The following is a 23,607-nucleotide window of genomic DNA, read 5'->3' as shown; positions in this document are numbered from 1 at the left end:
AACACCATGACCACTGCCGCAGACGCCGGCGCCGCTGACGCCCGACACTCCGGCATCACGGTCGCAGAGCCCCCCGCAGTGACGCTCTCCGCCGCACCGGATCGCGGCGAGGCCGCAGCGCATGCCGAAGCACTGTTCGTCGAGGCTTTCGGCTACGCGCCCGACGGGGTGTGGTCCGCGCCCGGTCGCGTGAACATCATCGGTGAGCACGTCGATTACCAGGACGGCCTCTGCCTGCCGATGGCCATCTCGCATCGCTGCTTCGCCGCGGCCGCGCGCACGCCCACCGACCGCCTGCGCCTGCGCTCCGCTCAGGACGACCTGATCCTGGATCTCGATGCCCGCGAGCTCGAACCCGGCGCCGTCGAAGGGTGGCCCGCCTACGTGGCCGGTGTGCTGTGGGCCCTGCGCCCCCACATCTCCGGGGCCAGCACCCAGGGCATGGACATCATGATCGACGGTCAGGTGCCTCTCGGTGCGGGCCTGTCCAGCTCCGCCGCGCTGGAGTGCTCGGCCGCGGAGGCCATCGATGCCCTGCTGTCACTGGGGACCGAGCCGCTGCAGCGGGTGCAGGCCGCGATCACGGCGGAGACCGATTTCGCCGGCGCGTCCACCGGAGGCCTGGACCAGTCCGCCTCGGTGCTCTCCCGTGCCGGCCACGCCCTGTTCCTGGACTGCCGTGATTTCTCGACCCGCCCGGTCCCGTGGGACCTGGCTTCGCAGGGCCTCGCGCTGCTGATCACCGACACCCGCGCCGAGCACTCCCATGTCGACGGCGAGTACACGGCCCGACGGGCGGACAGCGAGCGCGCCGCCGAGCTGCTCGGAGTGGACACGCTCCGTGATGCGGACGTCGCACAGCTGCAGGAGCTGCTGGCAGGCATCGATGACGAGGTGGTGCGCCGTCGGGCCCGTCATGTGCTCACCGAGATCCAGCGCGTGAAGGATGTCGACGCGCTGCTGGCCTCGGGCACCGTACGTGAGCACGTCACCGAGCTCGGCGCCCTGCTCGACGCTTCCCACGATTCGCTGCGCGATGACTACGAGGTGACCGTCGCCCAGCTGGACGTGGCTGTCGATGCCGCCCGTGCGGCAGGAGCCCACGGTGCTCGCATGACCGGTGGCGGTTTCGGGGGATCCACGATCGCCCTGGTCGAGGCGGAGCAGGCGCAGCCCGTTGCCGCAGCGATCGCCTCGGCCTTCGTCGAGCACGGCTTCAGCGCGCCGGAGTTCTTCCTCGCTCTGCCGTCCGAAGGTGCCGGCCAGGACCGCTGAGTCGGTTCCTCGCACGATGCGCGCTGCACGCTGCGAAGGTCGCCGGTCCGCCGGTGCGTCTCGGAGCGTGCTCACGGGGGAGCAGCTGCTCGTCAGCGGTGCTCAGGACGACGCCGGAACGGGGGCGGCGAGCCAGTCGCGCACCCCGGCCAGCAGGCGTTGCGTGGTGGCGTCGTCCGCGGCGGAGATCCTGATCGAGGACGCTGCGAGGTCGGCCAGCTCGGCATCGGTGAAGCCGATGCTGCGCGCCGTCTCGTACTGGTCCACCAGACGTGAACCGAACAGCAGAGGGTCGTCGGCGCCGAGCGCGATCTGCGCGCCGGAGTCCACCAGCTGGCGCAGCGGCACGTCGGTGGCCTCCGCGACCACGCCGAGCGAGGCGTTCGAGGCCGGGCACACCTCGAGCCCGATCCCTGCATCGACGATGCGCGCCAGCAGGTCGGGGTCATCTGCGGATCGCACCCCATGGCCGAGTCGGTTCGGTGCCAGGTGGTCGACGACGTCCTTCACGTGGGAGGGGCCCAGCAGCTCCCCGCCGTGGGGTACGGACAGCAGTCCGGCCTCGCGGGCTATCCGGAACGCCGACGCGTAGTCCGCGGTCGTTCCGCGCCGCTCGTCGTTCGAGAGCCCGAAACCGATCACCGGGCCCACGTGACGCGCGGCGAGCCGTGCGAGGGTGCGGGCGTCGAGGGGGTGCCGGGTGCGGGAGGCGGCGATGACGATGCCGATGCTCACGCCGCTGGCCTGTGCGGAGAGCGCGGCCTGGTCCAGCACGATCTCGATCGCCGGGGTGAGACCACCGACGAACGGTGCGTAGCTGGTCGGGTCGACCTGGAGCTCGAGCCTGCCCGAGCCCTCTGCGGCGTCGTCCCTCGCGGCCTCGTCGATGAGGCGACGCATCGCCCCCTCGGAGTCGACGACCGCTCGCGCCGCATCGTACTGGCGCTGGAAGCGGAACCAGCCGCGACGGGTCGGCTTTACCTGCAGGGCGACGTCGTCGGTCAGGGATCGGGGCAGCCTGATGCCGCGCTCATCGGCCAGCTCCCTCAGGGTCGACGGGCGCATCGAACCCGTGAAATGAAGGTGCAGGTGCGCTTTCGGCAGCGTGGCGAGATCCCTGCCCCGAGCGGAGGGCACGTTCTGCGCGGTGGCAGGCGCGTTCGAACTGCCCGCCCCGTCCTGTGTGCCGACCGCGTCCTGACGGCCCGCCATCGTCATCGCCGTGCCCGCCGCGTGGTGCGCCGGTGCCGGGTTTCTCGGCTGGTCATCCGGTCCGCATCACTCGGACAGCAGAGCAGCCACGCGATCGATGCCCTCGGCGAGCTCGTCGTCGTCCAGGGCGTAGGAGAAGCGCAGGTGCCCGGGAGCGCCGAAGGCCTCGCCCGGGACTGCGGCGACCTCGGCCTCCTGCAGGATCACCGCGGCGAGCTCGACCGAGGTGGTGACCTTCGTGCCCCGGATCTCTCGCTCCAGGGCCCCGGAGACGTCCGGGAACGCGTAGAACGCACCGGTCGGCGTGGGCACCGTGAAACCGGGAACAGCTGACAGCTTCTGCACGATGGTGCGGCGGCGGCGGTCGAAGGCCACCCGCATCTCCTCGACCGGCTCCATGGGCCCGGTGACCGCCGCGATCGCGGCCCGCTGGGCGATGTTGTTGACGTGCGAGGTCAGGTGGGACTGGAGGTTGCTCGCCGCAGCGATGACGTCCTTCGGGCCGACCATCCAGCCCACCCGCCATCCCGTCATGGCGAAGGACTTCGCGACCCCGCCGAGCAGCACCGTGGACTCGGCGAGCTCGGGGACCTCCGCCAGGATCGAGGTGAACGGCACTCCGTCGTAGGTGAGGTGCTGGTAGATCTCGTCGGTGACGACCCAGAGTCCGTGCTCGTGCGCCCAACGGCCCACTTCGCGCAGCTGCTCGGCGGTCAGCACCACACCGGTCGGGTTCGACGGGGAGCACACGACGATCGCGCGGGTGCGCTCGGTGCGGGCGGCCTCGAGCTGCTCGATGGTGGGCACGTAGCCCTGGTCGACTCCGGCGAGCACCGGGACCTCCGTGGCACCGGCCAGGCGAATCGCCTCGGGGTAGGTGGTCCAGTAAGGAGCCGGCAGCAGCACCTCGTCGCCCGGGTCCAGCAGCGTCGCGAAGGTCTGGTAGACGGCCTGCTTGCCGCCGTTGGTGACCAGGACCTGGGACGGCTCGAGGGTCAACGAGGTCGACGCGGACACCGCCTCGGCGAGAGCCAGGCGCAGCTCCGGCAGACCGCCGGTGGGGGAGTACCGGTGGTTCGCAGGAACGGAGGCGGCCGCTATCGCCGCGTCGACGATGTGCTGCGGCGTCGGGAAGTCGGGCTCCCCGGCACCGAACCCGATCACCGGGCGTCCGGCCGCCTTCAGGGCCTTCGCCGTGGCGTCGACCGCCAGGGTCGCGGAGGGCGCGATGGCACCCACCCGCTGCGAGATGCGGGATCGCGCAGGGCGCTGAGCGGTCGAGGAGGAACTGCTGGCAGGGGCGATGTCGTCGGTGGTCACCCGCCTATCGTGGCAGAGCTCTCCGTGCTCTGCCAGGATGCCCGGCGATCTGATGCAGAACCGATGTCCTCGACGCAGCGCTCACGCGGACCGGCGGCAGGACCCCGCTGACCGACGACACGGCTGCTCGTGGCAGGGACCGCGCGGACAACTCGACTCGTCGAACCCAGCCCGTCGTCGCGAGTCTTGGCAAGGTGGTCCGGCCTGCATCGCGGACCGTGTGCGCGACCAACAGCAACGGGGAGTACCGTCGGTCGGGACCATTCGCGGGGTAGCCTTCCCCTCGACAGCGATGTGATGTGATCTGCCGCCAGCGGATTCGCACCAGCTCGTTGCGGCTTGTATGCTGGTCGCTGGTCAGAATCGCGTCGCCGGGTACGGTGACGTGGATCAACCTCTCGGGGAGTTCTCCTCGTGAAGGGCAGTGGCGCAATTGGTAGCGCAGCGGTCTCCAAAACCGCAGGTTGCAGGTTCGAGCCCTGTCTGCCCTGCCGGTCCGGTTCGGGATTACCCGACCGGATGCGGATGACCTCGACGAGATCGGACAGCCAGACGTGAATTCCAGCCAGAACGCCCCGTCGACGCCCACCAAGGGTGACGCTCCGGGCTCCGGGTCCAAGAACCCGTTCCTGGCCATCGGTCTGTTCATCCGCCAGGTCCTTGCGGAGCTCAAGAAGGTCGTCGTACCGACCCGCAAGGAGCTGATCGTGTACTCGATCACGGTCCTGGTGTTCGTCATCGTGATGATCATGCTGATCTTCGGTTTCGACGCCGCGTTCGGCTGGCTGTCCCGGACCGCGTTCACGAAGCCCGGCGCGGGGCTCTGAGCCCGGCCAACGCCGCAGGAAGTCCGTCGCACCGTGCCCGATCAGTCCACAGCCGTCACGAAAGCAGGTTCCCGCTGATGAGCGACCAGACCTCATCCCCCGAAGATTCCTACCAGGACGTCGACGACTCCCTGTCGTTCTCGTCGTCCCCGCAGGCCGGGGCCGCAGCGACCGAGAGCGATGACGCGGGCCCCGAGGTGCTGAGCACCGAGGACGTGTCCAGCGAGTCCGCCGCTGTCGAGGCCGAGGACCCCGAGGGTGAAGCCGCCGCCGAGGAGGCCGTGCCCGCCGAGAGCGATGCGGGTGCCGAGTCGATCGAAGCCGCCGATGAGGGCGACGTCGAGGACGACGCGGCCGAGGGCGAAGGCTCCGAGGGGTCCGCAGAGCGGACGTCGGCCGAAGGGTCTGAGCAGTCTGAGGACGAGGAATCTGAGGACGAGCAGTCTGAGGACGAGGAAGAAGATCCGCTGGTCCAGCTCAAGCTGCACCTCCGCTCCGCGCTGGGCGAGTGGTATGTCATCCATTCCTACTCCGGCCACGAGAATCGCGTGAAGACGCAGCTCGCGACGCGTACCGAGACCCAGGACATGGAGGATTACATCTTCGAGGTCCAGGTCCCGATGGAGGACGCGACCGAGGTCAAGAACGGCCAGAAGAAGATTGTCCGCCGCGTGCGCATCCCCGGCTACGTGCTGGTCCGCATGGATCTGACCACCGAGTCCTGGCGCGTCGTGCGCGACACCCCGGGTGTCACCGGATTCGTCGGCAACGCCACCGAGCCGACCCCGCTGAACTTCGACGAGATCTACTCCATGCTGGAGCCTTCCGTCGGCCTTCCCGAGAAGAAGCGTTCCAGCGGCGGCACCCCGGCCAAGCCGGCGAACGCCCAGAAGATGCCCGACTTCCACGTGGGCGAGTCCGTCACCGTCATGGACGGCCCCTTCGAGACCATGCCGGCCTCGATCTCCGAGATCTACACGGAGTCGCAGAAGCTGCAGGTCCTCGTGTCCATCTTCGGGCGTGAGACCCCGGTCGAGCTCGGCTTCGACCAGGTCGCCAAGATCTGATCGGCGCTCGCGGCCGCTCCCGGCCGCGGGAAAATACGACCAGGGTCACGCGTGATCCCGGTCGACGCCGACGCGACGTGCAGGTAACGTCGCATCGGGCCTGTTCTCGCCGCGTGCGAGCGGAGGTCCAGCAGTGGGAGGAGCGCATGATGAGCAGCTCTGCCCGAACCACGACAGAATGAGGAGGAGCAATGGCTCCCAAGAAGAAGATCGCGAGCGTCATCAAGCTCCAGATCCAGGCCGGCCAGGCCACGCCTGCGCCGCCCGTGGGTCCGGCGCTCGGCGCTGCCGGCGTGAACATGATGGAGTTCGTCAAGGCGTACAACGACCGTACGGCGGACCAGCGCGGCAACATCGTCCCGGTGGAGATCACCGTGTACGAGGACCGTTCGTTCACGTTCATCACCAAGACGCCGCCGGCCGCCGAGCTCATCAAGAAGGCCGCCGGCCTTCAGAAGGGCTCCGCCACGCCGCACACCGACAAGGTCGGCAAGATCACCCAGGCTCAGGTCCGCGAGATCGCGGAGACCAAGATGCCTGATCTGAACGCGAACGACATGGAGGCCGCGGCGAAGATCGTCGCCGGCACCGCTCGTTCCATGGGCATCACGGTGGAGGGCTGACGATTATGGGTTTCCGTAGCAAGAGTTACAAGGACGGCGCTGCCAAGATCGAAGAGGGCCGGGCGTACGCGCCGCTGGACGCGCTTCGTCTCGCGCAGAAGAGCTCTCCCGCGAAGTTCGACGCCTCCGTCGAGATCGCCATGCGTCTGGGCGTTGACCCGCGCAAGGCCGATCAGATGGTGCGCGGCACCGTCAACCTCCCCAACGGCACCGGCAAGACCGCTCGCGTGATCGTCTTCGCGACCGGTGCACAGGCCGACGCCGCCCGTGAGGCCGGCGCCGACGAGGTCGGCGACGATGAGCTCATCGAGAAGGTCGCCGCCGGTTGGACCGACTTCGACTCGGCCGTCGCCACGCCGAACCTGATGGGCAAGGTCGGCAAGCTGGGCCGCGTGCTCGGTCCCCGGGGTCTCATGCCGAACCCCAAGACCGGCACCGTCACCATGGACACCGCCAAGGCCGTGTCCGAGATCAAGGGCGGCAAGATCGAGTTCCGCACCGACCGTGCGGCCAACCTGCACTACATCGTCGGGAAGGTTTCCTTCACCGACCAGCAGCTGGTCGAGAACTACGTCGCCGCGCTCGACGAGATCCTTCGTCTGAAGCCGTCCTCCTCGAAGGGCCGCTACATCTCGAAGATCACCGTGTCCACCACCATGGGCCCGGGCATCCCGGTCGACGTGAACCGCACTCGCAATCTCCTCGAGGAGACCGACGAGGCCTGATCGACGTACTGCGAGGTACGAGCGGTAGGAGATCAGGCAGAGCGCCATCGCCTGATCGACGTACTGCGAGGTACGAGCGGTAGGAGATCAGGCAGAGCGCCATGGCCTGATCCTCCCGGTCACCTCGGCCTGCGTCAGGTTCTCGGTCATTTCCTGCACGAAACCGGCTGAGAACCCGGCACTGCCCGGCGCCCCGTCCACCCTCGCGGTGGGCGGGGCGCCGTCACGTGCGGTGACGTGCGGTGCCCGTCGTCGGGCGGGGCGTACGGTGCCTGCCGACGGCCGATGCTCGCCACCGTCGGACCCACGGCTCGGCTTCCCAGTTCTGCGGCCTCACGACCGATGCCGGGGCAGACATCGGTCCTCAGGCCGCAAAAACGGCGAGGTTGTTGGGCCCACCGCTGGGCCGACGGCTGAGCCCACCGCTGGGCTCGCCGCTGAGCCCGCCGCTCGGCCGACGGCTCGGCTCGCCGCTGAGCCCGCCGCTCGGCCGACGGCTCGGCTCGCTGCCGAGCTCGGGGGTCGGGCTGCGCTTCGTCGACCTTCCTTGGCACGGGTTCTGCGGCGGGAACCGGTCCGGGCCGGTCCTGCCGGTACGGTGGGACGATGGTCGACCTGCTCTCGATGACGCGCAGCGACCGGAATCCGGAGGAGCTCGTGCACGCCGCGGGGGAGGTCCTCGCCCGCTACGACCACCGCACCCAGGATTCCGGGAACATCTCCTGGCTCGTCGCGACCCCTGATGGCGATCTCTTCGTCAAGACCGCGGGTACGCGCGAGCCTTCTCCGCCCGGCGCCGCCGTTCCGTACCTCGACCACGCAGGCCGCGTCGGGCTGCTGCGCTCCGCCGTGGAGATCGCGAGGAGCGCCGCTCATCCTGCCCTCGCGCGCCTTCGCACCGTGATCGAGACCCCGTACGGTCCCGCGCTGGTCTACGACCGCGCGCCGGGAGAGCTGATCGGCGTCCCCTCGGCCCGTAGGAGCGACCCCGGATCACCGTACCGACGGTTCGCCGTCGCCTCGCCGGCTCTGCGCCTGACGGTCCTCGACCAGCTGCTCGATGCCCATCAGGCGCTCGAGGCCGCCGGCTGGGTGGCATGCGACCTGTATGACGGCTGCCTCATGGTGGACCTGGCCACCGGGCGGCTGACGCTGATCGATCTCGACACCTACCGGCGGGGTCCCTCCACCAACGACATGGGCCGCATGTTCGGCTCGACCCGGTTCATGGCCCCCGAGGAGTTCGAACTCGGGGCGGTGCTCGACGCCCGGACGACGGTGTTCACCCTCGGCCGGATCATGCAGCATTTCGGGACTTCTCTGAGCGAGGACCTCGCAGACTTCTGCGGGGGAGGGGCCGCCGCCGAGGTGGTCGCCCGGGCGACCATGCCGGACCACTCGGAGCGCTTCGGGACCGTGGCCGAGCTCGTCGGGGCGTGGTTCGCGGCTCGGCGCCGCGAAGTGTGACGCAGACCGCCGCCTCCACCGTGGCGCGGGGCCGCCGCCCTGGTCTAGTCTGTAGATACCGAAGACCGCCGGTCGTCGCGCTCGACCCCGAGAGCGATCGAAGAAATCCCGTACGGGATGGCCTGCGCAGGTGAAGAAGCGACCGTTGCACGGTTGCACCCGTCCCGGCCCCGGCCGGCGCCCTGGTGGCGTGGGAGTTCGTGCAGCTGAGGCCTCGACACTTGCGTGTCGAGGCCTTTTCCGTTCCTGGAAGCCTTCACCCGGCGGCGAGAGACCTCTGGAAGGAGGGCCATGGCGAACCCCGAAAAGGTGGATGCCGTCTCGGAGCTCGCGGATCTGTTCCGTGAGTCCGATGCCGCAGTGATCACCGAGTATCGCGGGCTCAGCGTGGGGGATCTCAAGGAGCTTCGCCGCTCCCTGGGTTCCGAGACGACCTACGCCGTGGTGAAGAACACGCTCACGGAGATCGCGGCCCGCGAGGCCGGAATCACCGCTTTTGATGGCACGCTCAGCGGTCCGACCGCTATCGCCTTCATCAAGGGCGAGCCTGTGGGGCCTGCGAAGGCTCTGCGTGACTTCGCCAAGACTCACGAGCAGCTCGTGCTCAAGGCCGGCTACTTCGAGGGCAAGGCGCTCTCGAAGGCCGACGTGCAGAAGCTCGCGGACCTCGAGTCCCGCGAGGTCCTGCTGGCCAAGGCCGCCGGCACCATGAAGGCGTCGATGTCCAAGGCCGCTGCAACGTTTGCGGCGCCGCTGTCGAAGGCGGCACGCACCGTGGACGCGCTGCGGGCGAAACAGGAGGCCTGAGTGGCCTGAGCCTTCGGGCTCACCCCTTGGCCACAGCCTCAGCGCTGTCCCCGGAAGCCCATCGCGGGTGACCGGATCGCACGACCAGGCGCGAGTGCGCCGCCGAATACCGCAGGGACGCAGGTCCCGCCAACAGGAAGGAACGCCACCATGGCGAAGCTCAGCAACGACGAGCTCATCGAAGCTTTCAAGGAAATGTCGCTCATCGAGCTCTCTGAGTTCGTGAAGCAGTTCGAGGACGTCTTCGACGTCACCGCAGCTGCTCCCGTGGCCGCCGCCGCTGCCGGCGCGGCCGGCGGTGGCGAGGCCGAGGAGGAAGAGGAGAAGGACGAGTTCGACGTCGTTCTCGAATCCGCCGGTAGCGCCAAGATCGCCGTCATCAAGGAGGTGCGCGCCCTGACCTCCCTCGGACTGAAGGAGGCCAAGGCGCTCGTCGACGAGGCCCCCAAGGCCGTCCTCGAGGCCATCAAGAAGGATGACGCCGAGACCGCCAAGATCAAGCTCGAAGAGGCCGGCGCGACCGTCACCGTCAAGTGATCCCCGGCGCTCGCTCCGGCGAGCGCTGCACCTGATGGCAGTCGACCTGTCGTCGGAAGGGCCGTCCCGCATCCGCGGGGCGGCCCTTCTGCTGTGCGCCGAGGCTCTCGCAACCTGCGGCGCTCGTGACGGGCGCGATGGCCCCGGAGACGACGTCCTCGAAGCCGGTCACGGTGGTCGGGCTGCGCGAGGGGCGGCAAGATCCCGGGTGGCACCACGACGCCGACGAGAGCTATGAGGTCACGGACTCCCTCGTCGACGCGCAGGGCGGCGGCGTGCTGATCGCGCTGCGCCGACGGCGCTGAGCGGGAGACCGGACGGAGCGGCACTCCGCAGCATCCTGGGCCGCCGGGTGCTCGGTGACGCGCGCCACGGTGGGCCGCGCTGCGGCACGGGATCTCGATCCGGCGTGTGGCCCCGTGTGGTCGCCGGCGTGCGGCGGCGCGTGCGGCGGTCGTGGGGGAGTGGCGAGCGTCGGGAGATCCGGCTCGAGAGTCCCGAAGCGAGGCGCGCAGAGGCCGAGCCCTGGCCTCTCGCGCCCGCGCACATCTGACCCGGATATGGCTGCGACGTGCCGCGACACCCCGAAGAAGCCTGCGCGTGCTTGACTCCGGGCGGATTTGCCTTCATTCTGTCTGCCGTACGGAGCTGTTCCTGCCGCATGTGTCCCGCTGAGCTGAGCTCGCGAGGTCCGGTCGAGCCAGACGGGCAGGAAGCACCGACGGAATTCCGCGCCAGGCATATATCGGCCGACGCGGATGGACCGGTCGCGTCGCGGCTCTTGTGTCCATCCGCGTATTTATGTATGCTCTGTCCTTGCGCTGCGCGTCGCCCGTGGGTTCTGCTGTCTGACAGACTTTTGCCTGCTCCACTGCCTTGACGGGTGTTCGCCGCGCCTGGGATTCCGTCATCGGCCTGTGGAAGGACCCCCCTTGGCTGCCTCGAGCACCGATCGCACCACCGACATCGCACTTCGCACCGCTTCTCCGCGAGTTACCTTCGCGAAGCTCGGCGACCCTATCGACGTTCCGGATCTGCTCAGTCTGCAGACCACTTCGTTCGACTGGCTGCTGGGCAATCACCTCTGGAAGGAGCGTGCTGACGAGGCCGCTGCCGCCGGCCACGAGGATGTCCCGCAGACCTCCGGTCTTGCCGACATCCTCGAAGAGATCTCTCCGATCGAGGACTTCGCCGGCAACATGTCGCTGTCCTTCCGGGACCACACCTTCGACGACCCGAAGTACACGGTCGAGGAGTCCAAGGAGAAGGACCTCACCTACTCGGCTCCGCTGTACGTCATCGCGGAGTTCATGAACAACGAGACCGGTGAGATCAAGACCCAGACGGTCTTCATGGGCGAGTTCCCGCTCATGACCGACAAGGGCACGTTCATCATCAACGGCACCGAGCGTGTCGTCGTCTCCCAGCTGGTCCGCTCCCCGGGTGTGTACTTCGAGGAGAGCATCGACAAGACCAGCGACAAGCGCATCTTCAGCACGAAGGTCATCCCCTCGCGCGGCGCCTGGCTCGAGTTCGAGGTCGACAAGCGCGATCAGGTCGGTGTGCGCATCGACCGCAAGCGCAAGCAGTCGGTCACGACCCTGCTCCAGGCCCTGGGCCTGTCCCACTCGGACATCCTCGAGGAGTTCGGCGAGTTCGAATCGATGCGCTCCACGCTCGAGAAGGACCGCATCTCCTCGCAGGACGAGGCGCTCATGGACATCTACCGCAAGCAGCGTCCGGGCGAGCCGCCCACGCGCGATGCGGGCGAGGCCATGCTGAAGAATCTGTACTTCAACGCCAAGCGCTATGACCTCGCGAAGGTCGGCCGCTACAAGATCGACAAGAAGCTCGGTCTCGAGGGCAGCCTCTCCGAGTCGACGCTCCGCCTCGAGGACATCGTCGCCTCGATCAAGTACATCGTCGCGCTGCATGACGGCGTCTCCGAGTACACCAGCAAGGACGGCAAGTCCGTCCGCGTGGAGACCGACGACATCGATCACTTCGGCAACCGTCGCATCCGCGCCGTGGGCGAGCTGATCCAGAACCAGGTCCGCACCGGCCTGTCTCGCATGGAGCGCGTCGTCCGCGAGCGCATGACCACGCAGGACGTCGAGGCGATCACCCCGCTGACGCTGATCAACATCCGTCCGGTCACCGCTGCGATCAAGGAGTTCTTCGGAACCTCCCAGCTCTCGCAGTTCATGGACCAGAACAACCCGCTGTCGGGCCTGACCCACAAGCGTCGTCTCTCGGCGCTGGGCCCGGGCGGTCTGTCCCGTGACCGCGCCGGCATGGAGGTCCGTGACGTCCACCCGTCGCACTACGGCCGCATGTGCCCGATCGAGACCCCTGAGGGTCCGAACATCGGTCTGATCGGTTCGCTGGCGACCTTCGCCCGGATCAACCCCTTCGGCTTCATCGAGACGCCGTACCGCAAGGTGAACAAGGGTCTGGTCACCGACGAGATCGTCTACCTCACCGCGGACGACGAGGACCGTCACATCATCGCCCAGGCCAACGCGAAGATCGGCGATGACGGCCGCTTCGTCGAGGAGCAGGTGCTGGTGCGCCTGACCGGCGGCGAGCCCGACCTGGTCGACGCGGCCGACGTCGATTACATGGACGTCTCCGCACGTCAGATGGTCTCCGTCGCCACCGCGATGATCCCCTTCCTCGAGCACGATGACGCCAACCGTGCGCTCATGGGCTCGAACATGCAGCGCCAGGCCGTGCCGCTGCTCAAGGCCGAGATGCCGCTCGTCGGCACCGGCATGGAGCGCCGTGCGGCGGTCGACGCGGGCGACGTGGTCGTCTCCGAGAAGGCAGGTGTCATCGAGGAGCTGTCCGCCGACCTCATCGTGGTGATGGCCGACGACGGCACCCGTCAGACGTACCCGATCGGGAAGTTCCAGCGCTCCAACGCCGGCAACTCTTACAACCAGCGCGTCGTGTTCGACGAGGGCGACCGCGTCGAGGCCGGCTCGATCCTGGCCGATGGCCCCTCCACCGACCAGGGCGAGCTCTCCATGGGCAAGAACCTGCTGGTCGCGTTCATGTCCTGGGAGGGCCACAACTACGAGGACGGCATCATCCTGTCCTCGCGCATGGTCCAGGACGACGTCCTCACCTCGATCCACATCGAGGAGCACGAGGTCGACGCCCGCGACACGAAGCTGGGCAAGGAAGAGATCACCCGGGACATCCCGAACGTCGGCGACGACGTGCTCGCGGACCTCGACGAGCGCGGCATTATCCGCATCGGCGCCGAGGTCGAGCCGGGAGACATCCTGGTCGGCAAGGTCACCCCGAAGGGCGAGACCGAGCTGACCCCGGAGGAGCGCCTGCTGCGCGCGATCTTCGGGGAGAAGGCCCGCGAGGTGCGCGACACCTCGCTGCGCGTCCCCCACGGCGAGACCGGCACCGTCATCGGTGTGCGCGTGTTCACCGACGACGAGGATGGCGACATCCTCCCCACCGGTGTGAACGACATGGTCCGCATCTACGTGGCTCAGAAGCGCAAGATCACCGACGGTGACAAGCTTGCCGGCCGTCACGGCAACAAGGGCGTCATCGCGAAGATCCTGCCGGTCGAGGACATGCCGTTCCTGGAGGACGGCACCCCGGTCGACATCATCCTGAACCCCATGGGCGTGCCCGGTCGTATGAACATCGGTCAGGTCATGGAGACCCACCTCGGGTGGGTCGCCAAGGCCGGCTGGGACCTCGATCCCAAGGACCCCAACGCCGCCGAGCTGCCCGAGCCCGCCCTGCACGGCGAGCCCGGCACCCCCGTGGCCGTGCCGGTCTTCGACGGCCTGTCCGCCGAGGAGGTCACCGGTCTGATCGCCAACCACCGCCCCAACCGCGATGGTGTGCGGATGGTCAAGGAGAACGGCAAGGCGCAGCTGTTCGACGGCCGCTCCGGCGAGCCGTTCCCGGAGCCGATCTCCGTGGGCTACATGTACATCCTGAAGCTCCACCACCTGGTGGACGACAAGCTGCACGCCCGCTCGACCGGCCCGTACTCGATGATCACGCAGCAGCCCCTGGGCGGTAAGGCCCAGTTCGGCGGCCAGCGCTTCGGCGAGATGGAGGTGTGGGCCCTGGAGGCCTACGGCGCCGCCTACGCCCTGCAGGAGCTGTTGACCATCAAGTCCGATGACATCGCCGGCCGAGTGAAGGTCTACGAGGCGATCGTCAAGGGCGAGAACATCCCGGAGCCGGGCATTCCGGAGTCCTTCCGCGTGCTCCTCAAGGAGATGCAGTCGCTGTGCCTGAACGTCGAGGTCCTCTCCGCCGACGGCACCGCCCAGGAAGTTCGGGAGAGCGATGAGGAGGTCTTCCGCGCCGCGGAGGAGCTCGGCATCGACCTGTCCCGCCGACCCCACGAGGGCGTCGGCTCCATCGAAGAGGTCTGAGTGACGCGGGCTCGGGAGTGACGGGAGCAGCCAGCCGCTGCTCCCCTCACCCTGAGCCCCGCCCTCGACCCCCGTTCCCTCAGACACCACTCTTCCGATCGAGAGAAGGACACCTGTGATCGACGTCAATACCTTCGACGAGCTGCGCATCGGCCTCGCCACCGCCGACGACATCCGCGGCTGGTCCCACGGCGAGGTCAAGAAGCCGGAGACCATCAACTACCGCACCCTCAAGCCCGAGATGGACGGCCTCTTCTGCGAGCGCATCTTCGGCCCCACCCGGGACTGGGAGTGCTACTGCGGCAAGTACAAGCGCGTGCGCTTCAAGGGCATCGTCTGCGAGCGCTGCGGCGTGGAGGTCACCAAGTCCTCCGTGCGTCGCGAGCGCATGGGTCACGTGGAGCTCGCCGCTCCCGTCACCCACATCTGGTACTTCAAGGGCGTCCCGAGCCGCCTCGGCTACCTCCTGGACCTCGCGCCGAAGGATCTCGAGAAGATCATCTACTTCGCCGCGTACATGGTCACCGCGGTCGATGAGCAGGCCCGCCACGAGGACATGCCCGATCTGCAGGCGCGTTTCGACCTGGAGACCAAGGAGCTCGGCAACGAGCGCGACGCCGCCATCAACCAGCGTGCGGTCTCCGCGGAGAAGGACCTCGCCCAGCTCGAGGAGGAGGGTGCCAAGGCCGACGCGAAGCGCAAGGTCCGCGACTCCTCCGAGCGCGAGCAGGCCCAGGTCCGCAAGAAGTACGACGCCGAGATCGAGCGCGTCACCCGCGTGTGGGATCGCTTCAAGTCGCTCAAGGTCGCTGACCTCGAGGGCGATGAGCAGCTCTACCGCGCGATGAAGCTGCGCTACGGCACGTACTTCGAGGGCGGGATGGGCGCCGAGGCGATCCAGCGCCGTCTGCTGGACTTCGACCTCGAGGCCGAAGCCATCACGCTGCGCGAGATCATCGCCACCGGCAAGGGCCAGAAGAAGGCCCGCGCCCTCAAGCGCCTGAAGGTGGTCTCGGCGTTCCGCTCGACCACCAACTCGCCTGCCGGAATGGTCCTGGAAGCTGTCCCGGTCATCCCACCGGACCTGCGTCCGATGGTGCAGCTGGACGGTGGCCGCTTCGCGACCTCCGATCTCAACGACCTGTACCGCCGCGTGATCAACCGCAACAACCGCCTCAAGCGGCTGCTGGATCTCGGTGCTCCCGAGATCATCGTGAACAACGAGAAGCGCATGCTGCAGGAGTCGGTCGACTCGCTCTTCGACAACGGTCGTCGCGGCCGTCCGGTCACCGGACCGGGCAACCGCCCGCTGAAGTCGCTGTCGGACATGCTCAAGGGCAAGCAGGGTCGTTTCCGTCAGAACCTGCTCGGCAAGCGCGTGGACTACTCTGCCCGCTCCGTGATCGTCAACGGCCCGCAGCTGCGTCTGCACCAGTGCGGCCTGCCCAAGGGCATGGCGCTCGAGCTCTTCAAGCCCTTCGTCATGAAGCGCCTGGTCGAGCTCTCGCACGCCCAGAACGTCAAGGCCGCCAAGCGGATGGTCGAGCGGGCACGCCCCGAGGTGTGGGACGTCCTCGAAGAGGTCATCACGGAGCACCCGGTGCTGCTGAACCGTGCACCCACCCTGCACCGTCTGGGCATCCAGGCGTTCGAACCGCAGCTGGTCGAGGGCAAGGCCATCCACCTGCACCCGCTCGTGTGCGCCGCGTTCAACGCGGACTTCGACGGCGACCAGATGGCTGTGCACCTGCCGCTGTCCGCAGAGGCGCAGGCCGAGGCCCGCATCCTGATGCTGTCGAGCAACAACATCCTCAAGCCGTCCGACGGTCGCCCCGTGACCATGCCCGCCCAGGACATGATCATCGGTCTGTACCACCTCACGACGACTCGCGAGGACGTCGTCGGCGTCGGCCGCTCCTTCGCCTCCGAGGCGGAAGCCATCATGGCGCACGACCGTGGCGAGCTGCACCTGAATGCCCCGGTCAACATCCGGTTCACGGACATCGTGCCGCCGAGCGACTGGGTCGCACCGGAGGGCTGGACCGAGGGTGACCCGATCATCCTCACCACCGCCCTGGGCGCCGTCTACTTCAACGAGACGCTTCCGGTGGACTTCCCGTTCGTGCAGGGCCAGGTCGGCAAGAAGCGTCTCGGCGCGATCGTCAACACCCTCGCCGAGCGCTACGACAAGGGTCAGGTCGCCGCGTCGCTGGACTCCCTGAAGACCTACGGCTTCTCGTGGTCCACCCGCTCGGGTGCCTCCTTCGCACTGTCCGACGTGGTCACCCCTCCCGGCAAGCCGGAGATCATCGCCAAGTACGAGGCGAAGGCCGCCCAGGTCCAGGAGAACCGCGACCTCGGTCTGGTCTCCGAGGCCGAGCGCAACATGGAGCTCATCGACATCTGGACCGAGGCGACCAACGAGGTCGACCAGGCCATGCGGGAGAACTTCGACTCCACCAACACCATCTACCGGATGGTGGACTCGGGCGCTCGAGGCAACTGGATGCAGGTCCGTCAGATCGCCGGTATGCGTGGTCTGGTGAACAACCCGAAGGGCGAGATCATCCCGCGCCCGATCCTCTCCAACTACAAGGAGGGGCTCTCGGTCCTGGAGTACTTCATCGCGTCGCACGGCTCCCGCAAGGGCCTGGCGGACACCGCGCTGAAGACCGCTCAGTCGGGATACCTGACCCGTCGTCTGGTCGATGTCTCGCAGGACGTCATCGTCCGCGAGGACAACTGCGGCACCACCAAGGGCCTGACGCTCCCGATCGCGGTCGAGGAAGCCGGTGTGCTTCGTCCCCACGAGCACGCCGAGTCCACTGTGTACGGGCGCGTCCTGGCCACCGCGGCCATCGGCGCCGACGGCTCGGAGGCGGCTCCGGCCGGTTCCGAGGTGGGCGATGTGCTCATCGAGCAGCTCGTCGAGGCCGGTGTGCAGAAGGTCAAGATCCGCTCCGTGCTGACCTGCGACTCCGCAGTGGGTACCTGTGCCCAGTGCTACGGCCGTTCGCTCGCGACCGGCCAGCTGGTCGATATCGGCGAGGCCGTCGGCATCGTCGCGGCCCAGTCCATCGGTGAGCCCGGCACGCAGCTGACCATGCGTACCTTCCACTCCGGTGGTGTGGCCAGCGCTGATGGCGATATCACGCACGGTCTGCCCCGTATCCAGGAGCTCTTCGAGGCCCGTACCCCGGCCGGCTTCGCGCCGATCTCGGAGTTCGCCGGCCGCGCGGAGATCGAGGAGAACGACAAGCAGCGTCGGATCACTGTGACCCCTGACGACGGCTCCGAGCCGGTCGTCTACACGGTGTCCAAGCGCGTGACGCTGCTGATCGCCGATGGCGACCACATCGGCGTCGGCCAGCAGCTCACCCAGGGCTCGGTGGACCCGAAGCAGGTCCTGCGCATCCTCGGCCCCCGCACGGTGCAGCAGCACCTGGTCGACGAGGTGCAGAAGGTGTACATCAGCCAGGGTGTGGACATCCACGCCAAGCACATCGAGGTCATCGTGCGTCAGATGCTGCGCCGCGTGACGATCATCGAGTCCGGTGACACCGATCTGCTGCCCGGCGACTTCGCCGAGCGGGTGGCGTTCGAGCGGGAGAACCGTCGTGTCCTGTCCGAGGGCGGTCAGCCGGCCTCGGGTCGTCCGGAGCTGATGGGCATCACGAAGGCGTCCCTCGCGACCGACTCGTGGCTGTCGGCGGCCTCCTTCCAGGAGACCACCCGCGTGCTCACCGAGGCCGCCCTGAACCGCAAGAGCGATCAGCTCATGGGGCTCAAGGAGAACGTCATCATCGGTAAGCTCATCCCGGCCGGCACGGGTCTGTCGAGGTTCCGCCGCATCGCGATCGAGCCCACCGAGGAGGCCAAGGCGCAGATGTACCAGGTGCCCGGGTATGACGAGCTGGACTTCTCCGGCTTCGGTCAGACCGGTGCGGTCAACCTGGATGACATCGACTACGCCGATCCGTTCCGCACGGACTTCCGCTGAGTCGCTGAGGTGACGCCGACCGGCCCAAGGGCCTGCGAGGCGTGATCCACGAGGGGCGGTCCCACCGACACGGTGGGGCCGCCCCTCGTCGTGAACTGGACCACGGGGGAGTGGTCGGCGCTGCCGCTCGGGGTGATCTGTCGGACGTCGATGTTCACGTGAGGGTAAAGGCCTCTTGGTCACTAGCCAAAGGTCTGGTCGTTCCCCTTCCCGCCGGGATGGAACGACGAAACGATGGGTGACGGCAGTTCCCGTGCGACTCTCCCCGCTGCGCTTCGTCACCGAATGCGCGCTCGTATCGGAACAGCTGGCCCCGACTCCGGGGCATCCGTGCTCAGGGAACGATGGCTCGCCGTCCGGTGGCCGAAGAACAGGTGGAACAGTGAAGAAGACCCCGTGGATCGTCGCGGCAGCAACCGTGTGCGTCGTCGGCCTGGGCGGTGGCGGCACCGCGTTCGCCATGTCCAACGAGGCTGCCGTGAGCGTGTACGGCGAGCAGTCGATGGTGCGCACCTTCAGCCCCACCGTCGCCGAGCTGCTCGAAGCGCAGGGCATCGAGGTCAAGGACACCGACATGGTGGTGCCGGATCTGGCCGCACAGGTCACCGATGGCATCGAGATCCAGATCATCCAGCGCACCCCGATCACCGTGTCGGTCGACGGCCAGGAGCAGGAGGTGCTCGCCACCGGTGACACCGTCGCCGATGCTCTCGAGGACGTCGACTACGAGGCGGAGGGCGCCCGCGTGAGCCCGGCGCCCGAGACCGAGCTGTCCGCCGAGACCGCGCAGATCGACATCGTCACCCGCAAGACCGTCACCTTCAAGGGCCAGCAGGGTCAGGACACCTTCGAGATCGCCGCGCTGACGGTCGACGAGGCGATGACGAAGCTCCTGGGCGACATCGAAGACACCGACACCGCCGACGTCCCCCGCGACTCGGTGCTCGAAGATGGTGCCACCATCACGATCCAGCGCGTCCGCGAGGCTGAGCGCACCGAGACCGAGGAGATCCCGTTCGAGACCAAGACGGTCAAGGACGATGAACTGCTCGAGGGCACCACCAAGACGACGACCGAGGGCGAGAAGGGCTCGACGGAGAAGGTCTTCGCCGAGAAGACCGTCGACGGCGAGGTCACCGAGTCCGAACTGGTCTCGGAGGAGGTCGTCACCAAGCCCGTCGCAGAGGTCATCACCAAGGGCACCAAGCCGAAGCCTGAGCCGAAGCCCGAGCCGGAGCCCGAACCCGAGACCGAGACCGAGGCCGAGCCCGAGGCGCAGCCGGAGAAGAAGGAATCGGAGACGAAGAGCTCGGACGACTCACGCTCCGGCAGCACGTCCTCCCGCAGCTCTGAGCGTTCCTCCTCCGGCAACTCCGGAGCTTCCGCCCCGTCCGTCTCAGGGGGTTCCGTGTGGGACCGGCTCGCCCAGTGCGAGTCCGGCGGCGACTGGTCGATCAACACCGGCAACGGCTTCTCCGGCGGCCTGCAGTTCACGAAGTCGACCTGGCTCGCTTTCGGAGGCGGTGACTACGCTCCCGTGGCTCACCAGGCCACGCGCGAGCAGCAGATCGTCGTCGCCAAGAAGGTCCAGGCCGGTCAGGGCTGGGGCGCGTGGCCCTCCTGCACGTCGCAGCTGGGAATCCGCTGACCGACGCAGAGTCGGTTGGGAGCGCCGCGAAATCGCTCCTGACCTGCAGTCCCTGAGTACGGCACGAGCGCGCTGCGAATCCCGCAGCGCGCTCGTGCCGTTCTGATGCCGGGTGGTCGAGGAAATCCGGCATGTGATCTGCGTCGGAACCCCGAAGAAGCTTTGACCACATACCACGGCCGTCAGTAGACTGCCTATGCGTCCGGAGTGCCCTCTGGTCGTGACCCGGGACGAGATCCGCGAAAACCCTTCGGGGCGGCCGCGGACGAAGTCCCCCGCGAGGAGCGGATCCTTGCGGTGTGCCCAAATATGGACACGACGACCATGCCCGGTCGCGTGCCATGGGCACCGATCACGGTCCTCCTGGACGCCCGGCAGGTGCCATCACCTGACGGGCGGGTCGATCCGCCGACTATCCCCGGGCCATGGGGACGGTGTATCGGGTCGCCGGCTGCGAGAGCGGTCGAAGAAGTTGATCCTTCGGTGCCAACAGCTCCGAAGGCTGAACAGGAAGAGAAACTGTGCCCACAATTCAGCAGTTGGTGCGCAAGGGGCGGGACGCCAGGTCCAGCTCCTCGAAGACGCCCGCGCTCAAGGGTTCGCCCCAGCGCCGCGGCGTCTGCACGCGCGTGTACACCCAGACCCCCAAGAAGCCGAACTCGGCGCTGCGCAAGATCGCTCGCGTGCGCCTGTCGACCGGCATCGAGGTCAGCGCTTACATCCCCGGCGAGGGCCACAACCTCCAGGAGCACTCCATCGTGCTCGTCCGCGGCGGTCGTGTGAAGGACCTGCCCGGTGTGCGCTACAAGATCGTTCGTGGTGCGCTCGATACCCAGTCGGTGAAGGGCCGCAAGCAGGCTCGTTCGCTGTACGGCGCCAAGAAGGAGAAGAAGTAATGCCTCGTAAGGGCCCCGCTCCCAAGCGTCACCTCGTCGTCGATCCGGTCTTCGGATCGCCGATCGTCACCCAGCTGATCAACAAGATCCTCCTCGACGGTAAGAAGACCGTCGCCGAAGGGATCGTCTACGGCGCCCTCGAGGGCGCTCGCGAGAAGAACAGCCAGGATCCGGTCGTCACCCTGAAGAAGGCTCTGGACAACATCCGTCCGAGCCTCGAGGTCCGCTCCCGCCGCGTCGGCGGCGCAACCTACCAGGTTCCGATCGAGGTCAAGCCCGGCCGCGCCACCACGCTGGCGCTGCGCTGGCTGGTCAGCTACTCGCGCGCACGCCGCGAGAACACCATGACCGAGCGTCTGATGAACGAGATCCTCGACGCCTCGAACGGCCTCGGCGCCGCTGTGAAGCGCCGCGAGGACACCCACAAGATGGCCGAGTCCAACCGGGCCTTCGCGCACTACCGCTGGTGAGTCCGGTGGGGCCGCCCATCGCGGGTGCGCCCCACCGACTGCCCTTCGGCGGTCGACCAGCTTCCGTTCTCCAGAAAGGCACAGCCCGTGGCACTCGCAGTGCTCAGCGACCTGAACAAGGTCCGCAATATCGGCATCATGGCTCACATCGATGCTGGCAAGACCACCACCACCGAGCGCATCCTCTTCTACACCGGCGTGAACTACAAGATGGGCGAGACCCACGACGGCGCCGGCACGATGGACTGGATGGAGCAGGAGAAGGAGCGCGGCATCACGATCACGTCCGCCGCGACGACCTGCTACTGGCACGACAACCAGATCAACATCATCGACACCCCCGGGCACGTCGACTTCACGGTCGAGGTGGAGCGTTCGCTCCGCGTGCTCGACGGTGCCGTCGCGGTGTTCGACGGCAAGGAGGGCGTGGAGCCCCAGTCGGAGACCGTCTGGCGCCAGGCCGACAAGTACGACGTTCCCCGCATCTGCTTCGTCAACAAGATGGACAAGCTGGGCGCGGACTTCTTCTTCACCGTCAAGACCATCTCCGACCGCCTCGGTGCCAAGCCGCTGGTCATGCAGATCCCGATCGGTGCGGAGAACGACTTCGACGGCATCGTCGACCTCGTCGAGATGAAGGCCTACGACTGGCCCAGCATCCTCGAGGAGGACATGCCGGCGATCAACTCGAAGAAGGGCGATCCGTCGCTGGGCCAGTGGCAGCGGGAGATCCCGATCCCCGCCGAGCTGCAGGACACCGTCGACGAGTACCGCGCGAAGCTGCTCGAGGACGTCGCCGAGAGCTCCGAGGAGCTCATGGAGAAGTACCTCGACGAGGTCGAGATCACGCGCGACGAGCTCAAGGCCGGTATTCGCTCGCTCACGGTCAACTCGCAGGCTTACCCGGTCTTCTGCGGTACCGCGTTCAAGAACAAGGGCGTCCAGCTCATGCTCGACGGCGTCATCGACTACCTGCCCTCCCCGCTCGACGTGCCCCCGATGGTGGGTCACAAGCCGGGCGATGAGAGCACCGAGATCGTGCGCAGGCCCGAGTGGGACGAGCCCTTCTCGGCCCTCGCCTTCAAGGTGGCGGCACACGCGTTCTTCGGGTCGCTGACCTACGTGCGCGTGTACTCCGGTCAGGTCAAGCAGGGCGATCAGATCCTGAACACCACCACCGGCAGGAAGGAGCGCGTCGGGAAGCTGTTCCAGATGCACTCCAACAAGGAGAACCCGGTGGAGGAGGCCTTCGCAGGCCACATCTACGCCTTCATCGGCCTCAAGGACACCACCACGGGCGATACGCTCGCCGATCCGGCGAACCCCGTCCAGCTGGAGTCCATGAGCTTCCCGGAGCCGGTCATCTCGGTGGCCATCGAGCCCAAGACCAAGAGTGACCAGGAAAAGCTGGGTGTGGCCATCCAGAAGCTCGCCAAGGAAGATCCGACCTTCCAGGTGGAGTTCGACGAGGAGACCGGCCAGACCGTCATCAAGGGCATGGGCGAGCTGCACCTCGATATCCTCGTGGACCGTATGCGTCGCGAGTTCAACGTCGAGGCCAACATCGGCAAGCCCCAGGTCGCCTACCGCGAGACCATCAAGCGCGTGGTGGAGAAGTACGACTTCACCCACAAGAAGCAGACCGGTGGCTCCGGCCAGTTCGCGAAGATCCAGCTCACCTTCGGCCCCCTCGTGGATGCCGAAGACGGTGTGTTCTACGAGTTCGAGAACAAGGTCACCGGCGGTCGTATCCCGCGCGAGTACATCCCGAGCGTGGACGCGGGCATCCAGTCCGCTCTCCAGTCCGGCATCATCGCCGGGTACCCGGTCGTGAACGTCAAGGTCGCGCTGCTGGACGGCGCGTACCACGATGTCGACTCCTCGGAGATGGCCTTCAAGATCGCCGGCTCCATGGCGGCCAAGGAGGCTCTGCGCAAGGCGCAGCCGGTTCTCCTGGAGCCCCTCATGGATGTCGAGGTCCGCACGCCGGAGGACTACATGGGAGATGTCATCGGCGACCTGAACTCGCGACGCGGGCAGGTGCAGTCGATGGAGGACGCGAGCGGGGTCAAGATCGTCCGTGCTCTCGTCCCGCTGTCGGAAATGTTCGGGTACGTCGGCGACCTGCGGTCCAAGACCCAGGGTCGTGCGATGTACACGATGCAGTTCGACAGCTACGCGGAGGTCCCCTCCAGCATCGCTGAAGAGGTCATCGCGAAGACCCGGGGCGAGTGAGAACGCGGGGGACCAGGTAGGCTCCTTCTCCTCGTTCCCCGCGCTTCCGTCGGACCACCACCGTCCGCGGTGGGATC

Annotated in this window: 17 protein-coding genes and 1 tRNA gene; 16 read left to right on the top strand and 2 right to left on the bottom strand. The window is 67.5% G+C overall.

Going from position 1 to position 23,607, the window contains the following annotated elements; translation table 11 throughout:
- The first annotated feature begins 6 nt into the window (after positions 1-6).
- A complete protein-coding gene (gene galK / locus INT51_RS01555; protein WP_193103426.1) occupies positions 7-1,275 on the top strand; it encodes a galactokinase in 1,269 nt (422 codons plus the stop codon).
- Positions 1,276-1,377: 102 nt separating this feature from the next.
- Here the strand turns inward: galK and INT51_RS01550 are convergent, their stop codons facing one another.
- Together INT51_RS01550 and INT51_RS01545 are read right to left on the bottom strand one after the other, a co-directional pair.
- Entirely contained in the window at positions 1,378-2,493 is a 1,116-nt protein-coding gene (locus INT51_RS01550) for an adenosine deaminase (protein ID WP_370540771.1), read from the bottom strand.
- 60 nt (positions 2,494-2,553) lie between these two features.
- Positions 2,554-3,807, bottom strand: coding sequence for a pyridoxal phosphate-dependent aminotransferase (locus INT51_RS01545; protein ID WP_193103424.1), 1,254 nt, complete (start codon positions 3,805-3,807; stop codon positions 2,554-2,556).
- Between the two features lie 418 nt (positions 3,808-4,225).
- On the opposite strand from INT51_RS01545, the gene INT51_RS01540 reads away from it, so the two are divergent.
- The 15 genes from INT51_RS01540 (at position 4,226) to fusA (ending at position 23,530) form a co-directional block, all read left to right on the top strand.
- A tRNA-Trp gene (locus tag INT51_RS01540) sits at positions 4,226-4,298 on the top strand.
- Between the two features lie 63 nt (positions 4,299-4,361).
- Positions 4,362-4,634 (top strand): preprotein translocase subunit SecE, encoded by a 273-nt coding sequence (secE, locus tag INT51_RS01535; protein ID WP_193103423.1) that lies wholly within the window; start codon positions 4,362-4,364, stop codon positions 4,632-4,634.
- 77 nt (positions 4,635-4,711) lie between these two features.
- Positions 4,712-5,701: a transcription termination/antitermination protein NusG gene (gene nusG / locus INT51_RS01530; protein ID WP_193103422.1), complete on the top strand. Its 990-nt coding sequence runs from the start codon at positions 4,712-4,714 to the stop codon at positions 5,699-5,701.
- A gap of 191 nt (positions 5,702-5,892) precedes the next feature.
- The gene (rplK, locus tag INT51_RS01525) at positions 5,893-6,324 is read left to right on the top strand and encodes a 50S ribosomal protein L11 (RefSeq protein ID WP_096163305.1); all 432 of its coding nucleotides are present in this window, start codon (positions 5,893-5,895) and stop codon (positions 6,322-6,324) included.
- A 5-nt stretch (positions 6,325-6,329) separates the two neighbouring features.
- Positions 6,330-7,049: a 50S ribosomal protein L1 gene (gene rplA, locus INT51_RS01520; RefSeq protein ID WP_193103421.1), complete on the top strand. Its 720-nt coding sequence runs from the start codon at positions 6,330-6,332 to the stop codon at positions 7,047-7,049.
- A gap of 606 nt (positions 7,050-7,655) precedes the next feature.
- Positions 7,656-8,516 carry a serine/threonine protein kinase gene (locus INT51_RS01515; RefSeq protein WP_193103420.1) on the top strand — a complete coding sequence of 287 codons (861 nt, stop codon included), beginning with the start codon at positions 7,656-7,658 and terminating at the stop codon, positions 8,514-8,516.
- 291 nt (positions 8,517-8,807) lie between these two features.
- Positions 8,808-9,323, top strand: a complete 516-nt coding sequence (gene rplJ / locus INT51_RS01510; RefSeq protein ID WP_193103419.1) for a 50S ribosomal protein L10 — start codon at positions 8,808-8,810, stop codon at positions 9,321-9,323.
- A 150-nt stretch (positions 9,324-9,473) separates the two neighbouring features.
- On the top strand, positions 9,474-9,860 hold the full coding sequence (rplL, locus tag INT51_RS01505) for a 50S ribosomal protein L7/L12 (RefSeq protein WP_193103418.1): 387 nt from the start codon (positions 9,474-9,476) through the stop codon (positions 9,858-9,860).
- 137 nt (positions 9,861-9,997) lie between these two features.
- Complete coding sequence (locus tag INT51_RS01500) at positions 9,998-10,165, top strand: hypothetical protein (RefSeq protein WP_193103417.1); 168 nt, start codon at positions 9,998-10,000, stop codon at positions 10,163-10,165.
- A 627-nt stretch (positions 10,166-10,792) separates the two neighbouring features.
- Complete coding sequence (rpoB, locus tag INT51_RS01495; RefSeq protein WP_193103416.1) at positions 10,793-14,281, top strand: DNA-directed RNA polymerase subunit beta; 3,489 nt, start codon at positions 10,793-10,795, stop codon at positions 14,279-14,281.
- A gap of 115 nt (positions 14,282-14,396) precedes the next feature.
- Complete coding sequence (locus INT51_RS01490) at positions 14,397-18,281, top strand: DNA-directed RNA polymerase subunit beta' (protein ID WP_193103415.1); 3,885 nt, start codon at positions 14,397-14,399, stop codon at positions 18,279-18,281.
- A 382-nt stretch (positions 18,282-18,663) separates the two neighbouring features.
- Complete coding sequence (locus INT51_RS22605) at positions 18,664-19,929, top strand: resuscitation-promoting factor (protein ID WP_304502042.1); 1,266 nt, start codon at positions 18,664-18,666, stop codon at positions 19,927-19,929.
- A gap of 521 nt (positions 19,930-20,450) precedes the next feature.
- A complete protein-coding gene (gene rpsL / locus INT51_RS01480; protein ID WP_193103414.1) occupies positions 20,451-20,825 on the top strand; it encodes a 30S ribosomal protein S12 in 375 nt (124 codons plus the stop codon).
- The gene (gene rpsG / locus INT51_RS01475; RefSeq protein ID WP_193103413.1) at positions 20,825-21,295 is read left to right on the top strand and encodes a 30S ribosomal protein S7; all 471 of its coding nucleotides are present in this window, start codon (positions 20,825-20,827) and stop codon (positions 21,293-21,295) included. The genes rpsL and rpsG overlap by 1 nt, the downstream gene beginning before the upstream one ends.
- An 87-nt stretch (positions 21,296-21,382) precedes the next feature.
- Positions 21,383-23,530, top strand: coding sequence for an elongation factor G (gene fusA, locus INT51_RS01470; RefSeq protein ID WP_193103412.1), 2,148 nt, complete (start codon positions 21,383-21,385; stop codon positions 23,528-23,530).
- Positions 23,531-23,607: the final 77 nt, after the last annotated feature.

The organism is Brachybacterium sp. FME24 (assembly GCF_014897705.1).
In the GTDB taxonomy this organism is placed as follows: Bacteria; Actinomycetota; Actinomycetes; order Actinomycetales; family Dermabacteraceae; genus Brachybacterium.
Note: the sequence above shows the minus strand (reverse complement) of the source record. Positions and strands in the feature narration are given on the sequence as shown.

What these genes read in the sequence shown, in the direction of transcription:
- galK (WP_193103426.1), top strand. Translation starts at nt 7, where the DNA reads ATGACCACTGCCGCAGACGCCGGCGCCGCTGACGCCCGACACTCCGGC.
- INT51_RS01550 (WP_370540771.1), bottom strand. Translation starts at nt 2,493, where the DNA reads ATGACGATGGCGGGCCGTCAGGACGCGGTCGGCACACAGGACGGGGCG.
- nusG (WP_193103422.1), top strand. Translation starts at nt 4,712, where the DNA reads ATGAGCGACCAGACCTCATCCCCCGAAGATTCCTACCAGGACGTCGAC.
- rplK (WP_096163305.1), top strand. Translation starts at nt 5,893, where the DNA reads ATGGCTCCCAAGAAGAAGATCGCGAGCGTCATCAAGCTCCAGATCCAG.
- rplA (WP_193103421.1), top strand. Translation starts at nt 6,330, where the DNA reads ATGGGTTTCCGTAGCAAGAGTTACAAGGACGGCGCTGCCAAGATCGAA.
- INT51_RS01515 (WP_193103420.1), top strand. Translation starts at nt 7,656, where the DNA reads ATGGTCGACCTGCTCTCGATGACGCGCAGCGACCGGAATCCGGAGGAG.
- rplJ (WP_193103419.1), top strand. Translation starts at nt 8,808, where the DNA reads ATGGCGAACCCCGAAAAGGTGGATGCCGTCTCGGAGCTCGCGGATCTG.
- rplL (WP_193103418.1), top strand. Translation starts at nt 9,474, where the DNA reads ATGGCGAAGCTCAGCAACGACGAGCTCATCGAAGCTTTCAAGGAAATG.
- INT51_RS01500 (WP_193103417.1), top strand. Translation starts at nt 9,998, where the DNA reads ATGGCCCCGGAGACGACGTCCTCGAAGCCGGTCACGGTGGTCGGGCTG.
- rpsG (WP_193103413.1), top strand. Translation starts at nt 20,825, where the DNA reads ATGCCTCGTAAGGGCCCCGCTCCCAAGCGTCACCTCGTCGTCGATCCG.